This window comes from Microvirga splendida (genome assembly GCF_016427565.1).
Classification (GTDB): domain Bacteria; phylum Pseudomonadota; class Alphaproteobacteria; order Rhizobiales; family Beijerinckiaceae; genus Microvirga; species Microvirga splendida.
On record NZ_JAELXT010000006.1, the window covers coordinates 197,083 to 212,209 of the forward strand.

A 15,127-nucleotide genomic window follows, 5' to 3' on the forward strand; every position below is an offset into this window, starting at 1 on the left:
GCCTCAGACCACGAAGAACTCGTTGTGGCTCAGGGCGAGCCCTTTCTTGAACTGAGCGAACTCCACCGGCTTGCGGGACCCGGAGCCGTCGGAATCGTAGGACAGGATCCCGGTCTTCCTGTTGTAGAGGATGTAGTCGTCCAGGTCCTTGGGCCTGTTGCCCGCGTTGAAATGGTCGGCATCCAGTTTCTGTGGCTTGCCGGCGCTGCCGGGGCCGAGCTTGCGGAAGATGGCGTTGTCGAGCCAGATCGAGTCGTCTTTAGCTCTGTATTGGGCCACGGTGTCGAAGTTGACCTTCCGGTCCGTGGTGGACGACCCGAGCTTCGCGTCGAAGACGAAGACATCGCGTCCCGAGTCGCCAAACAGGGTATCGTTCCCGCGCCCGCCATGGAGCCTGTCGTTTCCGTTGCCGCCGTGGAGCCAGTCTCGCCCATCGCCGCCGTAGAGCCGGTCGTTGCCGCCATCGCCGAACACGTGATCGTTGCCGCCCATGGCCCGGATCGTGTCGTTGCCGGACCGGCCGCTCAGATCCTCGTCGAACGAGGTGCCGCGGAATACGTTGGATCCGGCTGTGCCGATCCACTTCTGGACCAGGGTGAAGATTGCGCCGGAGTCCATTCCGGAGATGGTGTTGCCGTAGAGGCTGATGAGGGTGGGACCGCCGGCCGTGTTCGTCCGCTCCTCGCGGATCCCGTAGCGGGCATCGATTGCGCCGTCGGAATAGATCGTGTTGTTGAGGATCTGGGTGTTCACGGAATAGTAGGTTTGCCCCGTGGTCGCATCCACCCGCATGCGGATGCTGATCTCGTCGAACGTGTTGTCGCCGCCCTGCGCGTTGTTGAAGATGCGGCTGTTCTGAACGACGGTGTCGGTCGAGCCCTCGACCCGAACGCCGTTGCTCAAGTTGCCGTAGATCCTGGCACCATCGATGGTGACGTTGTCGGCCATGTTGAGAAGGATGCCTTCCTTCTGATTCCCGTAGTAGTGGCCGCCGACGATCTGGATGTTGCTCGGCCAGGGGATGTCCTCCGACCCTCGCTGCACCACCACGCCGGTGGATCCATTGCCGTAGGCGACGTTGTTCTGGAGCAGCAGCCCGGTGGTGGTGGTCGTGACGTTGAAGCCGTGCCGGTCGTTGTTGTAGGCGATGTTGTTCCGGTAGATGCCGTTGACGATGTAGTCGGCTACGAACCCGTCCAGCCCGTTGCCGTGGGACACGCTGTTCTCGATGATCAGGCGCAGGGTCTGCTCGTGCGGGTCGAAGCCGTAGCCCGAACAGTCGAGGATCTCCACGCGCGACACATGGATGTCGCTGTCCTGCTCGGTGCTCCCGGGCCTCACGCCCGTGTAGAAGCCGTCGATCTTACCCGTCGTGGCATCGCGGTTGCCGTCGATGGAGAGGTCGAAGACACCGACATTGGACGTGACCTCGTTGAATGGGGTGCGCACCACGCCGGTGATGTCGCCCGCCCAACCGTCAGCCACCTTGAGGATCGTCCGGCCCATGCCGGCGCCCTGAAGCGCGGTGCCGCTGAGCATGGAGACGGCGCCGTCGCTCTTGTCGCCGCTGCCTTTGACGAGCAGGGTGCCGGCCGGCAGGACGACGGTCACACGGCCGGCGGCAGGGTTCTTGATGTATTCCGCATGTGCCGCCTTCACGGCTGCATTGATAGCGGCTGAATCATCGCTCGTATCGTTTGCGGTTGCGCCGAAACTCGAGGCGTTGATGACAGGCATGCCGAATATCCCTCATAAGGAAAGGAGCCAGAATGCTTAAATGCGTTCGCGACAGATGGGAGCGGCTATTTTTGAGCATTCGATAGCTTTGGAGGTAATCATCAGGTACGGAAGATGAGGATCGGCTCCCGCGGCCAATATGTTATCCGGCTCACGATGCAGGAATTATTCGAGATTTACCGCAATGTTACTTGCCGCCCTGCACGGCCCATCGGCCCTTCGATGAGGCAGATCGTTTCACTCCTGCACCGTTAATGCCTTTGTAACAGGGATACTCACCGGCGCCGCAAGCCGCCGTCGCGGATCTCCGGCCGCCGAGGATCGCCTCATTTCCAGAACGAAGATGTGAGCGAAGAAAACTTTCGGTCGAGAGATGAATATGTGTATTACTTTGCGTTAAGGTCTCTACGATCAGATTGTGAGACGTTTCGCTGGGCTAGTCATCGCGGGGGCGGGTGTGACAGACGAAGAAATCGAAGCCGTTGCAGAGGAACTCGCCAAGGCGGGCGGCGTCTCGTGGTATCCGGGACGAACACGGGGGGCGCTCCTGAGGCCGGTCAGCGAGCGGTACCGGGATCGGGCGAAGCTGGCCATCGCCGCGCTGGAGCGGGTCAGGGCCGGACGGGATGCGGCGGCGGAGAGCTTGCCGTCCGGTGTGCCGGCTCCGTCCGAGCACCCCGACCGGATCCAGGCGGGAAGCATCGTGGTTTACCGTCCTCCTGGCGATCAGAGGGCCATCACCTGCCGCATCGAGCGGGTTGAGGAAGGCCGGGCCTACTTGGCGCCCGTGCCCCGGCCGGATATCGGCTGGGTGTCCCTGGACAATCTTCAGCCGCTGGATTCGGAGGCCTAGAGCATCGTCCGGCCCGCTGGGTCCGGGCCACACGATGCTCTTCTCCAAGAAGAAGGCATCGGATGGATCCCAAAAGTGCAAGTCCACTTTTGGGTCCGATGCTTTAGGCGAAAGGCGAATAAGCAGAGAGGAGGCGCAAGGCCTCTTCACTTCGCCAGCAAAACCCGCTAGCAGTTTCCATCCTTCCCGAGTGGGTAGACGGCCTGACATGCTTTGCTTCTTCCACCTCGTGAGCAATCATGACGAGATTGTCGACGATACAGGCATCGAGGTCCGTGATCTCGAGAGCGCCAAGGCGCAGGCTCTCGTCGCCATTGAGGAACTGAGGGCGGAAATCGGCCCCGAGGCCGGTGATTGGTCAGGGTGGCGGCTGGAAATCGTCTGCCCCCACGGAACCCTTCTCCACTCCATGCAGCTGATGGAAACCCTGCACTGAACGCTCGCGGCCTCCGGGTCTCGTGAGCCTGCCTACGCGCTCGCCTTGAGCGGGACGATCCCAATGGCCCGGTGAATGCAGGCGCTCAGTTCCGCCGAGTCATAGGGCTTGCGAAGGATCGTGAACCCGTCGTCCATGGCCGCCTGGGCCACGTTGCTGTAGCCGGTGGCGAGCAGGACGGGCAGGGAAGGCTGCTCGCTGCGAACGATGCGCGCCAGGTCGGCCCCATTGAGATCGCCCGGCATCACGATATCGCTGAACACCAGATCGACCCGGATTCCGGACCGGAGGACCGCGAGCGCCGCACGGGCATCGGCCGCATGCGTGACCTGGAAGCCGATCTCCTCGAGGCTGGCGCGGGTCACCTCGGCAATGTCGCCATTGTCCTCCACCAGGAGAATATGGCCATGTGCGTTTCGAACCGGAGGTTCCGCGACCTGCGGGAGCGCGCCGGTTGCAACCTCTGTCGTGCGTGGCAGGTAGAGCGTGATCGTGGTGCCGCGCCCGGCCTCGGCCAGCGCCGTCGCCGTGCCGCCCGACTGCTTGGCGAAGCCATAGACCTGGCTCAAGCCCAGGCCGGTTCCCTTGCCGACGGCCTTGGTGGTGTAGAACGGCTCGAACACGTGGGGCAGCACGTCCTCGGGGATGCCGCTGCCCGTATCCGTGAGGCTGAGCGCGACGAACTCCCCCTGGAGGCCCAGAACGTCGGGATCGCGCAGGTTCAGGTTCCAGGCCTCGATCAGCAGCCGTCCGCCGTCGGGCATGGCATCCCGGGCGTTGACGGCGATGTTGAGGATGGCGAGTTCGAGCTCGCTGAGATCGACCTTGGTGTTCCACAGACCGGGCGGCACCCGCATCTCGATCGCGATGTCGCCGCGCAGGGACGAGCGGAGCATGTCCTGCAGGTCGAGCAGGTAGCCGGACAGGTCCACCACCTCCGGCTCGTGCGTCTGCTGGCGGGAGAAGGACAGGAGCTGGCGCACGAGGCTTGCGCCGCGTCCGGCCGCTGTCTCGATCGCGTCGAGGGACCGCTTCTGCCGCTCCTCCATGGCGTAGCGCCGCAGCCGGTCCACATTGCCTTTGACGACCATCAGCAGATTGTTGAAGTCGTGGGCGACGCCCCCGGTGAGATGGCCGACGGCCTCCAGCCTTTGGGCCTGCTTGAGAGCGGCCTCGGCCATCTCGCGCCGTTCGACCTCGGCTTGAAAGCTGCGGGTGCGCTGCAGGGCCAGGAGGCTGATGGCGAAAAGGCCGAGGGTCGCCGGAATGCCGAAGGCCAGCAGCCAGCTCATTTGCGACCAGAGTTCCCGCCAGACGGCGGCTGTCTCGACGCCGACCTGCACGTAGACGGGATAGCCGGGAACCTTGCGATAGCCGATCCGCCGTTCGATCCCGTCGATCTGGGAGACGGCGAGGAAGCGCCCGGAGAGCGGGTCCTGCTCGATCGATCTGGCAAAGCCACTCCGGGCGTTGAGGCGCATCGGCTCGTTTCCACGGGACGGGTAGCGGGCCAGGAACTCGCCGTCGGCGCGGATCATGCCGAAGGAATCGGCGATGCCCCTCGCAATCCGACCGTAAAAATCGCGAAAATGCTCGGGCCGCACCGAGATGGCCACGACGCCGTCGAAGGTCCCGTCCGCGCCGGCGCGGCGCTGGCTGACCACGAAGAAACGAATGTCGCCGATTCTGGACGTGATGGTCTTGCCGATATAGGTGCCGGAATCCTGTTCGGCCTGTGCCTTGAAGTAGTCCCTGTCCGAGTTGTCGAGATCGCGGGGGACGGGCAGGACGGTGCTCGACACGAGCGGGCGCCCGGCCTTGTCGAAGACCCAGATCGACTCGATCTGCGGCAGGACGTCCTGGGTGCGCCGCAGGCGGCTCTGGAGCCGGGCCTCCTCGGCCCGAATCTGCTCCGGCGTGAGGTCGCGCAGCACCTCGTTGGTCTCGGCAATCGTGCGCTCGATGGTCTGAAACGCCTTGAGGCTGTGTTCCTGAACCACGTCCAGGGCGCGCTCGATCCGCTCATCCGCGTGCTGGCGGATGCGGCGGTAATCGTCCCACGCCGTATAGGCGAAAAACAGGGCAGGGCCGAGCAGGCTTGCAACGACCAGCAACTGCAAGGGCCAGAAAACGGCGCGGCTCTTCGGCGTTACGCGACCCACAAACGAAGACCTTCCTTGCATTGCCTGGCGGGAGTCTCACGAACTTGAGCGTCGATCTGGCTCGGGAGGTAAAACCGGCGGCTTCCATGGCGAAGGCATGGATGCCCGGCAGGGCAGATATAGCCGTGCGAAAGGGTGTCAAGGGCGCCCGATCGAGGTTGTTGCCGCGTTCTGGATCCGGCTCCCTATCGCCATGCCGTTACGACGAGAGCGCTCATCCGGTTCTCGAAGGATGATGCGCCGAACCGACCTGAGAGCGCCTCCTCGGCGCTTGTCGTGATCTCCCCGATGCGGTCCGGGGCCCGGGCCTCGATCTCGGCCCGCAGGGGCGTGCCCTGGCAGAGTCCGATGGCGGGCTCCCGGGGCGAGGGGGGCCGGCTGACTTTGTCCACCACCTCGATCTCGACGCTCTCGAACCCCGCCTGCTGCACCTCGCCGCGGATCCGGTCGGGGTCGAAATAGCCGAAGGGCACCCGCTCGATGAACCGGGGCGGATCTTCGGGAAAGGCTCTCGCCACGCTCTCCGACACGATGCGGCTGACCGGGTTGAGGTCGAGGGCGTTCCAGACATTGAAGAGCAGGCGTCCGCCGGGCTTGAGCACGCGCAAGGCCTCCCGGTAACCCGTGAGCCTGTCCGGAAAGAACATGACGCCGAACTGGCACACGACCGCATCGAAGCTGGCATCCTCGAAGGGCAGGGCCTGCGCGTCGGCCTGCATCCAATGCACGTTCGACGCCTGCAGGCGGGTCCGGGCGAGGTCGAGCATGGCCTGATTCAGATCGGTCGCGGTGATCTCCACCTGGGCCGGCAGGGCCTTGGCCAGGGCGCGGGTCACGATGCCCGTTCCGGCCGCCGTTTCCAGGATACGGCCCTGCGCCACGTCCCCGAGGCGTCTCGCCATGTCCTCTGCGAAGGGCTCGAACAGGAGCGGGCCCAGATATTGCTCGTAGACGGCAGGAATGGAGCCTTTGAAGGCTGAATCGGTGGCACTCATCGTCCCCTCCACCGGGAAAGCCGCGATGATTGCTCCTTTGAGAGCACCCGGCAAGGGCGCAGAAGAGGCAGTGCAGTCTAGTCCAGCAGCCAGGCGAAGGCCCGTTTCAGGGCGGCCGTTCCGTCGCGGTCGAACCAGCGGCCGTGGCTGAAGATGACCCGCTCCGGGTTCCAGGCGATCATCCGGGAGACGGCCTTCTTCGCCTCCTCGCGGCGCAGGCGGACGACGAAGCGCAGGTAGGCCGGGGCCTTGCCGTCGGGCGCCGCGACGCCGGTGAGCCTGGCGAAAAGGCGCGTTCCCAGCGGCAGTGTCTGCGGCTCCAGGTTCTGGATCAGGTCCGTCAGGATGAGGGTGCGCGTGGGCCGGTGGAAGAACGCCACCTCACGAAAGCCCGCGCCGCCCGGCACGACGGCCTGCTCGATCTCGCTGCCCCAATCGTCCGGCGGCGAATCCGTCAGGTCGCGGTCGAGCCGCAGGCCCGCCTTGCGCACCTGCGGCCGCTGCCGCAGCTTGGGCGCCGCGGACGTCTTGGCCGCTGGGCAGCCGCCCTGCCAGCCCTTGAGGTGCGTCCAGTGGGCGATGTTGGGCGCCACGAGATGGCGGATCGAGCCCAGCGTCTCGATCTCCCGCCGCAATTCCGCATTGTACCGGGTGGGCGAATGGAGCCACACATCGCCGCTGCCCAGCCGGATCACCGTCATCCGCACCGGCAGGCTCAATCCCATCGCCTCCTGCGGCCCACTGTCGACGATCCAGAGGTTTTCGGCGACGGGCTTGAGCACGTCGAGGGGAGGGTAGGTGACGTCTTCGCTGGGCATTGCGTTCTGTCTCACCTGAAAAGCGGTTTATTTCGCGGTGTAGTTAGAGGCTTGGTCTCCGATAATCTCCTGCAAACGATACAGTTCAGCAATGTCTCTAAGGTCTCCTATATTCACCCGGAGTTCTGTAGGTGGCATAGGATCGGACGACGGAGACCAAGCGAAACGGTACTCTTTCTGATACGCGTAAGAAATGTTCTTAACGGCGCCTGGACTGTCAATTTGGTGAGGGTGAGGTTCGTATGGATCTTGGTATTCAATGGGGAAGTGCGCAAAGATGCGACCCTTCATCAATGGAGCAAACGCTCTTTCAAGTCGGTCGGCAAACTCGTCTATGTCATGGATAACCAAGCAGCCGTCGGCTTTGAAGGCAGGAAAAAGAGTTGGGTCAAACTCGGAGGACGTGCATAGGACGTAGTAATCGTGTGTTAGTTCAACTATTGTGCACATGTCGCCAACAATCTTGATCGGCGAACCATCGGGACCAGTTGCACGGACCCTGCGACTGTTGTGGAATGTGTGATGCCTTAGCTCGTCATCTCTGCGAGCATCATTCATGGCATCATCTCTATATGTAGCTGCCAGCTTAACGATAACTGTCCCTTTAGTTAGCATGTCAGGCAGCCAACTCATTTCCCCATAGCGAACGACAAAATCACAGGCATTTGGGAACCGCGGCTTGCACGGAATTCTTGCTGAGAGCAGGTTCAAATCGAAGGGTGGCTCAAATGAAGGAAGTGGCAAGCTCCTTCTCTCGTATTCACCTACAGTATGAATGTACTTACGCAACCAGTACCAAGAACTAAGGAAAGATTCTTTGGGCGGGGGATCTCTTTCAGGTGTAACAAGGGTGAGAAGGTTCCGGCGTAAAGATAGGTACCGTGCGTTAAGTTCAATTTGCGTCAAGTTCTCCAAATATGGATGAAATTGATACTCAACTTTCCGGAGTTCAATATCGAAGTCCGGGTTTGAGAAGTATGAATCCAAATTTAGACCTGGTCGGAGCAAGCTTGCGCGTCCTCAGTTGCGAGGGAATAGTGAGTTATAACCATGATATAATTGTTAGAACAGAGCTTTGAACTCAGTCCTTCACAAACCCTACTCCGCCGCCTGACGTGTCACCTTCTTGTCCTTCTTGGGTGCTTCCTTCTTCGCCGGCTCCTTCTTGGCTGAAGCCTTCTGCGGCGGGTCCTTCTTCAAAGGCCTGCGCTGCAGCACCTCCTTGAGGAAGCGGCCGGTGTGGCTTTCCTTTGATTCGGCGATGTCCTCGGGCGTGCCTTGCGCGACAATGCGCCCGCCGCCGCTGCCGCCTTCGGGGCCCATGTCGATCACCCAGTCGGCGGTCTTGATGACCTCGAGGTTGTGCTCGATCACCACCACGCTGTTGCCCTGGTCCACCAGCTCGTGCAGCACCTCGAGGAGCTTCGCCACGTCGTGGAAGTGGAGGCCGGTGGTGGGCTCGTCGAGGATGTAGAGGGTGCGGCCGGTGGCGCGCTTCGACAGCTCCTTGGAGAGCTTCACGCGCTGCGCCTCGCCGCCGGAGAGCGTGGTGGCCTGCTGGCCCACATGCACGTAGTCGAGGCCGACGCGGGCGAGCGTCTGCATCTTCTCGCGGATCGACGGCACGGCCTTGAACAGCTCGCGGGCCTCCTCCACCGTCATGTCGAGCACGTCGGCGATGGAGTTCTCGCGGTACTTCACCTCCAGGGTCTCACGGTCGTAGCGCTTCCCCTTGCACACGTCGCAGGTGACGTAGACGTCGGGCAGGAAGTGCATCTCGATCTTGATGACGCCGTCGCCGGTGCAGGCCTCGCAGCGGCCGCCCTTCACGTTGAAGGAGAAACGCCCGGGCTGGTAGCCGCGGGCCTTCGCCTCGGGCAGGCCGGCGAACCACTCGCGGATCGGCGTGAAGGCGCCCACATAGGTGGCCGGGTTCGAGCGCGGCGTGCGGCCGATAGGCGACTGGTCGATGTCGATGACCTTGTCGAGGTGCTCCAGCCCGTCGATGCGCTCGTGCGGCGCCGGGTGCTCCAGGGCGTTGTTGAGCTTGCGCGCCACGGCCTTGTAGAGCGTGTCGATGACGAGCGTCGACTTGCCGCCGCCGGATACGCCGGTGATGCAAGTAAACGTCCCGAGCGGGATCTCCGCCGTCACGTTCTTCAGGTTGTTGCCCTTGGCGCCCACCACCTTCAGCATGCGCTTGGGATCGCGCTTGCGGCGCTTTTCCGGCACCTTCACTGACATCTCGCCTGTCAGGTACTTGCCGGTGAGCGACTTCGGGTTGTGCATGACCTCGTCGGGCGTGCCTTCCGCCACGATCTGGCCGCCGTGAATGCCGGCGCCCGGGCCGATGTCGAACACGTAATCGGCCTGGAGGATCGCGTCCTCGTCGTGCTCCACCACGATAACCGTGTTGCCGAGATCGCGCAGGCGCTTGAGGGTGCCGAGCAGACGCTCGTTGTCGCGCTGGTGCAGGCCGATGGAGGGCTCGTCGAGCACGTAGAGAACGCCCGTGAGGCCGGAGCCGATCTGGGAGGCGAGACGAATGCGCTGGCTCTCGCCGCCGGACAGGGTGCCGGAGGCGCGGGCCAGCGTCAGGTATTCCAGGCCCACATCCACCAGGAAGGTGAGGCGCTCGCGGATCTCCTTGAGGATGCGGCCGGCGATCTCGTTCTGCTTCTTCGTGAGCTTCTTCGACAGGTTCTCGAACCAGACCTGCGCGTCCTTTACGGAGAGCGCCGTGGCATCGCCGATGTCGGAGCCGGCGATCTTCACCGCCAGGGCTTCCGGCTTCAGGCGCTTGCCGCCGCAGGACTCGCAGGGCGTCTCGCTCATGAAGCGGCCGATTTCTTCCCGCGCCCAGTCGCTCTCGGTTTCCTTGTAGCGGCGCTCGAGATTGGGGATCACGCCCTCGAACGGCTTCTTGACCTCGTAGGCGCGAAGCCCATCGTCATAGGCCATGCGGATGTTCTCGCCATCCGACCCGTAGAGGATCACGTCGCGCACGTTTTGCGGCAGCTCCTCCCAGGGCTTCGTCATGGAGGCCTTGAAGTGCTTGGTGATCGCCTCGAGGGTCTGGCCGTAATAGGGCGAGGTGGACTTCGCCCAGGGCATGACGGCGCCGCGCTTGAGCGAGAGGCTCTCGTCCACCACCAGGGCCGGGTCGATGCGCATCTCGTGGCCGATGCCGCCGCAGGTGGGGCAGGCGCCGAAGGGGTTGTTGAACGAGAACAGGCGCGGCTCGATCTCGGGAATCGTGAAGCCGGAGACCGGGCAGGCGAACTTGGACGAGAAGACGATGCGCTTCGCCTGTCCCTTCTCGTCCTTCTCGTCCGCATATTCGACGACCGCGATGCCGTCCGTGAGCTCCAGCGCGGTCTCGAAGGAGTCCGCCAGGCGCGCGGCGATGTCGGCCCGCACCACGATGCGGTCCACCACCACGTCGATGTCGTGCTTGAACTTCTTGTCCAGCGCCGGGGCCTCGTCGATGGCGTAGTATTCGCCGTCGATCTTCAGGCGCTGAAAGCCCTTCTTCTGGAACTCGGCGATCTCCTTGCGGTACTCGCCCTTGCGGCCGCGCACCACGGGTGCCAGCAGGAAGAGGCGGGTCTTCTCCGGCAGCTCCAGCACCCGGTCCACCATCTGGCTGACCGTCTGGCTCTCGATGGGCAGGTCGGTGGCGGGAGAGTAGGGGATGCCGACGCGCGCCCAGAGCAGGCGCATGTAATCGTAGATCTCGGTGACGGTGCCCACCGTCGAGCGCGGGTTCTTGGAGGTGGTCTTCTGCTCGATGGAGATGGCAGGCGAGAGGCCGTCGATCTGGTCCACGTCCGGCTTCTGCATCATTTCCAGGAACTGACGGGCATAGGCCGACAGCGACTCCACGTAGCGGCGCTGCCCTTCGGCATAGATCGTATCAAACGCCAGCGACGACTTGCCGGAGCCGGACAGGCCCGTGAACACCACGAGCTGGTCCCGCGGGACCATGAGGTCGACGTTCTTGAGGTTGTGCTCCCGCGCCCCACGCACGGAGATCACGCGCGCATTCGGATCGCCCGCCTTGGCGCGGTTGAACAGGTCGTCGAGTTTAGCCATTGCCCAGCTTAGCCTTTTGAGGAGGACCGGCCTCGTCAGGCCGGCTCCCGCATATGTGATGCCCCAGCCGCCGGCGCAATGCGGCGGATGATTCCAGGAGCAGGATCCTAGAACAAAGAGGGTACGGAGGGCAATGGGGTAGAGGGGAGACAGAGAAGTTTGGGGCAGAAAGATAGTCGGAGACTGGAGAGCTTGGCCGTTCTTGTCTCGAAGGGTGTCCTTTTCTCGAGCTTCAATCTTCACGGGTCCATATAACGGTGCGTTATGGTGCCAATTTCACCCCGGTGATCCATGACCCTGACACTGACCATCCAATTCTTCAGCCGCCCAGCGACCGAATCCATCATCCAGCGCGTCTCGGTGACAGGGGACGGGGCCCAGGCCGATGAGAGGAGCGGGGCATCAGCCCTCAGTGCCGACGGCCGGTATGTATTTTTCGAAAGCCGGGCGACCAATCTGGTTGGCGAGGATGGACCGTTCGATTGGGATATCTTCCGAAAGGATCTGTTCACGGGCGAGGTCGTGCGGGTTTCGACCAACGCTGCCGGGGAAGTGGGAAACGGCGATAGCTTCAGCGCCCGCTTCAGCGCCGATGGGCGCTATGCAGTGTTCACGAGCCGGGCGGATAACCTGGTTGCCGGCGATGTCAACGGAAAGGCCGATGTCTTCCTGAAGGATCTCGTTACGGGCAGAGTGACACTGATTTCAACCGACGGGAACAGACGGCAGGTCAGCGGCGATAGTGGCCAAGCGGCGATCAGCCCGGACGGGCGCTACGTGGTGTTCGAGAGCGATGCGCCCGATCTCGTGCCCGGCGACACCAACGATGCGCACGACATCTTTGTCAAAGATCTGTTCACAGGCGCAGTTGCCCGTCTGTCCACGAGCAAGGACGGGCAGGGCGGAAATGGCGTGAGCCGGTTCGCGCAGATCAGTCCGGACGGGCGCTATGTGCTCTTCGAGAGCGGCGCATCGAACCTCGTGTCGGACGATCATAACGGAAATGTCGATGTCTTCCTCAAAGACATCCTGACCGGCGAGATCCGCCGCATTTCCACGGATGGCAGCGGCGCCGAAGGCAACGGCTACAGCTATCAGGCCCGTTTCAGCGCCGATGGCCGCTCCGTGGTGTTCACCAGCAGCGCGGGCAATCTCGTCTCCGGCGACACCAACGGCGACTACGACTTGTTTCAGAAGGATCTGGCAACCGGAAGGATCGTTCGGCTGTCGACGAGCAGCACCGGGGCTGAAGTGCATGGTTGGAGCGAGGAGCCGCGCCTCAGTCATGACGGTCGATATCTGTTCTTTGCGAGCACCGCGAACGACGTGGTGCCGGGCGGCTCCAACGGGACAGTCTACAATCTGTTTCGGAAGGACCTCCTGACGGGCGAAGTCATTCGCCTGTCGACCTCTCCGGAAGGCCTGCCCGCGGATGGCCACACTGGCTATGGAATCGATGTCAGTCCCGACGGACGGTATGCTCTCGTCGGCAGCTGGGCGAGCAACCTGGTGTCCGGTGATACCAATGGGATGTACGACACGTTTCTCATCGACGCGACACTCATGAAGCACGCGCCGGCAGTCATGGCGGGCCGCTTCGTGGAGCTGCGTCTCGGCACCGGCGCTGCGTCCAGCGTCAGCATCGACTGGGGCGACGGCACAATCGACACCATTTCACCCTCGGGCGGCAGCGCCAGTTTCAGTCATGTCTTCGCAGACAGCGGAGCTAAGAATGCAGTCGCGACCGTTGTGGAAGATGGCCGCTCGTGGTCAGTGCCTTACACGATCGATCTCGCGTCCGGGCAGATGATGCGTAATGCCGCGATGGCCGACACACTCACCGGCGGCCATGGATCGGACCGGCTTGACGGAGACATGTGGGGAAACCGGATCATCGGCCGGAACGGCAGCGACCGGATCGACGGCCACTCCGGAAAAGACATCCTATGGGGTGGCTGGGGCAACGACAGCCTCAAGGGTGGCTATGGCCGTGACGTGTTCGTGTTCGACACCCGGCCGAACAAGCGCTCCAATGTCGACAAGATCTACGACTTCAAGTCGCGGGACGACAGCTTCCACTTGGAGAACAAGTACTTCACCAAGCTGGGCTCCGGCTCGTCCAAGGGCAAGAAGTTCAAGTCGGACATGTTCACCGAGGGCAAGAAGGCCAAGGATGCCGAGGACCGGATCGTCTACGACAAGAAGACGGGCGCGCTCTACTACGACCAGGACGGCACCGGCTCAAAAGCCCAGGTGAAGATCGCCACCATCACCAACAAGACGAAGCTCTATTGGCACGACTTCTTCGTCGTTTGACTTGAGTTCAATCGATGTTCAGCAGGGCGGGGTTCAGAGGAACTCCGCCCTGCTTGTTTCAACCATGAGGATTCCCAGAGCTTAGCCCTTCCGGCAGAAGCGTTGGGCACATGGTCCAGAGATGGCAAACTCAGGCAGAAGAGATGTGGCGAGCAAACGGAACCGCAAATGGCGATCCCAAAAAGAAAAGGCCCACCGGGTGGCGGGCCTTTGACTGATGGGAAGTCGCCTCAGATCACAAAAACGAAATCGGAGGCCTTGAGGGCAGCCTTGTTGGCCAGGGTCGTGACGAGATCGAGATCGTATTCCGTCCCAACCCCATCGCGGTCGTAATAGAGCTTACCGTCGTCCGTGTCGTAGAGGAACTGCGCCAGGGTCGAGGTGGCTTTCGGGTCCGCTCCGACGACGAGCAGATTGGCCCGATCGAAGGCGAGGGGCACGTCCTTTTTCAGGATGGGATCCCAAGACGTGAAGCTGTAGGCGTTTATCATGAAGAAGTCCTTGCTCGAGAAGTCTGCAATCGTGCATTCTTCTCGATCCTTCAGGGTAAATCGGTCGGCGCCTTTGCCGCCAACGAGGGTCACGTCGCCGTCGCCGCTTAGGGTGTCATCGCCCGCACCGCCGTTGACGACGATCCCATTGGCCGGATTGTCGGCGTTAGATGCATATGCAGAAAGGTCGTCATTGCCCGATCCGCCGTTGATCATGCCGGACTTGCCTCTGCCCTCGATAACATCGTTGCCCTTCGTACCCGTGACAACACTGCCGACATCCATCTTATAGACTCTAACGTCGACCTTCTCGAACTGCCCGGCCTTGATGTCGAGGTATCCGATACTGGCGGCAGATTTGCCCGTGACCTTCGCGAAGTTAAGGGAGTACACCGTATTTTCGAACGAAATCCCATAGGCTTGGAGAACAAGCGTGTCTACGCCCTTGCCGCCCAGGGCGTTGTCTCCACCGTCAACCGTGACCCTATCGTTGCCATTGCCGCCTAGGAGCTTGTCCTTGCTCGGCAGGACTGGATTTGCGGGGTCCGTGCTGGGGATCGGGTCGGAGCCGTTAAGATAGTCGTCGCCGTCACCGCCGGACAGATAGTCGTTGCCGGCCCCGCCGTATAGGTCGTCATCGCCCTTGCCGCCGTCGAGGCGGTCTTTGCCCTCGCCTCCAACCAGCTGGTCGTCATCGTTGCCGCCGTAGAGCTTGTCATTCCCCTCTGCCCCAAAGAGGTTGTCCCTGCCGGCGTCGCCATAAAGGCTGTCGTTGCCTTCGTCGCCGTTGAGGAAGTCTCTGCCATCGCCGCCGTAGAGCCTGTCGTTGCCGAGCCCACCAAAGAGGTTGTCCCTGCCGAGACCACCGAGCCCCTTATCGGACCCGAGGCCGCCCAAGATAGTGTCGTCGCCGTCGCCTCCGGTCAGGTTGTCAATGCTGTCGGCCCCAAAGATGTAATCGTCGCCAGCGCGGCCGTCGAAGATGTCCTTGAACTTTGAGCCGAAGAAGAAGTCGTCCTTCGTGCTTCCCTTCAGCGCCTTTTTCTTCGTGGTGATGCGATAAGTTGTCATTCTGTCCTCCTGACCCTAGGAATTTTGACACGTTATCACGTTAAAAACAACTGTTGCTTGCATCGCTCGGAGGTTTTCAGGGTATGCGAAGGATGGTCTTTCCGATGGAAGGATGGTTGCCGAGCCTGTAAATTGGGGACAGGCCTGTGCAGA

9 protein-coding genes are annotated in these 15,127 nt (G+C 62.3%); 3 read left to right on the plus strand and 6 right to left on the minus strand.

Annotated elements, in window-relative coordinates:
* Positions 1-3: 3 nt before the first annotated feature.
* Positions 4-1,737 (minus strand): glycosyl hydrolase family 28-related protein, encoded by a 1,734-nt coding sequence (locus JAO75_RS08815; protein ID WP_199048389.1) that lies wholly within the window; start codon positions 1,735-1,737, stop codon positions 4-6.
* 457 nt (positions 1,738-2,194) lie between these two features.
* Here JAO75_RS08815 and JAO75_RS08820 point away from each other — a divergent pair, with 457 nt between their 5' ends.
* Both JAO75_RS08820 and JAO75_RS08825 read left to right on the plus strand, forming a co-directional pair.
* Positions 2,195-2,590 carry a hypothetical protein gene (locus JAO75_RS08820; protein WP_199048391.1) on the plus strand — a complete coding sequence of 132 codons (396 nt, stop codon included), beginning with the start codon at positions 2,195-2,197 and terminating at the stop codon, positions 2,588-2,590.
* A gap of 208 nt (positions 2,591-2,798) precedes the next feature.
* Positions 2,799-3,026 carry a DUF6894 family protein gene (locus tag JAO75_RS08825; RefSeq protein ID WP_199048393.1) on the plus strand — a complete coding sequence of 76 codons (228 nt, stop codon included), beginning with the start codon at positions 2,799-2,801 and terminating at the stop codon, positions 3,024-3,026.
* 32 nt (positions 3,027-3,058) lie between these two features.
* Here the strand turns inward: JAO75_RS08825 and JAO75_RS25345 are convergent, their stop codons facing one another.
* From JAO75_RS25345 to uvrA, 4 genes are all read right to left on the minus strand, one after another.
* A complete protein-coding gene (locus JAO75_RS25345; protein WP_199048395.1) occupies positions 3,059-5,188 on the minus strand; it encodes an ATP-binding protein in 2,130 nt (709 codons plus the stop codon).
* Between the two features lie 185 nt (positions 5,189-5,373).
* Positions 5,374-6,183, minus strand: coding sequence for a class I SAM-dependent methyltransferase (locus JAO75_RS08835; RefSeq protein ID WP_199048397.1), 810 nt, complete (start codon positions 6,181-6,183; stop codon positions 5,374-5,376).
* A gap of 77 nt (positions 6,184-6,260) precedes the next feature.
* Entirely contained in the window at positions 6,261-7,001 is a 741-nt protein-coding gene (locus JAO75_RS08840; protein ID WP_199048399.1) for a DUF4336 domain-containing protein, read from the minus strand.
* Between the two features lie 1,098 nt (positions 7,002-8,099).
* Positions 8,100-11,096, minus strand: coding sequence for an excinuclease ABC subunit UvrA (gene uvrA, locus JAO75_RS08845; protein ID WP_199048402.1), 2,997 nt, complete (start codon positions 11,094-11,096; stop codon positions 8,100-8,102).
* A 291-nt stretch (positions 11,097-11,387) separates the two neighbouring features.
* Between uvrA and JAO75_RS08850 the strand changes: the two genes are divergently transcribed.
* Positions 11,388-13,412 carry a PD40 domain-containing protein gene (locus JAO75_RS08850; protein ID WP_199048404.1) on the plus strand — a complete coding sequence of 675 codons (2,025 nt, stop codon included), beginning with the start codon at positions 11,388-11,390 and terminating at the stop codon, positions 13,410-13,412.
* Positions 13,413-13,642: 230 nt separating this feature from the next.
* Here JAO75_RS08850 and JAO75_RS08855 read toward each other — a convergent pair whose 3' ends face one another.
* The gene (locus JAO75_RS08855) at positions 13,643-14,974 is read right to left on the minus strand and encodes a calcium-binding protein (protein WP_199048406.1); all 1,332 of its coding nucleotides are present in this window, start codon (positions 14,972-14,974) and stop codon (positions 13,643-13,645) included.
* Positions 14,975-15,127: the final 153 nt, after the last annotated feature.

Excerpts from the sequence above, each read along its gene's own strand:
- JAO75_RS08825 (WP_199048393.1), top strand. The coding sequence starts at position 2,799 with ATGCTTTGCTTCTTCCACCTCGTGAGCAATCATGACGAGATTGTCGAC.
- JAO75_RS08815 (WP_199048389.1), bottom strand. The coding sequence starts at position 1,737 with ATGCCTGTCATCAACGCCTCGAGTTTCGGCGCAACCGCAAACGATACG.
- JAO75_RS08835 (WP_199048397.1), bottom strand. The coding sequence starts at position 6,183 with ATGAGTGCCACCGATTCAGCCTTCAAAGGCTCCATTCCTGCCGTCTAC.
- JAO75_RS08850 (WP_199048404.1), top strand. The coding sequence starts at position 11,388 with ATGACCCTGACACTGACCATCCAATTCTTCAGCCGCCCAGCGACCGAA.
- uvrA (WP_199048402.1), bottom strand. The coding sequence starts at position 11,096 with ATGGCTAAACTCGACGACCTGTTCAACCGCGCCAAGGCGGGCGATCCG.
- JAO75_RS08840 (WP_199048399.1), bottom strand. The coding sequence starts at position 7,001 with ATGCCCAGCGAAGACGTCACCTACCCTCCCCTCGACGTGCTCAAGCCC.
- JAO75_RS08855 (WP_199048406.1), bottom strand. The coding sequence starts at position 14,974 with ATGACAACTTATCGCATCACCACGAAGAAAAAGGCGCTGAAGGGAAGC.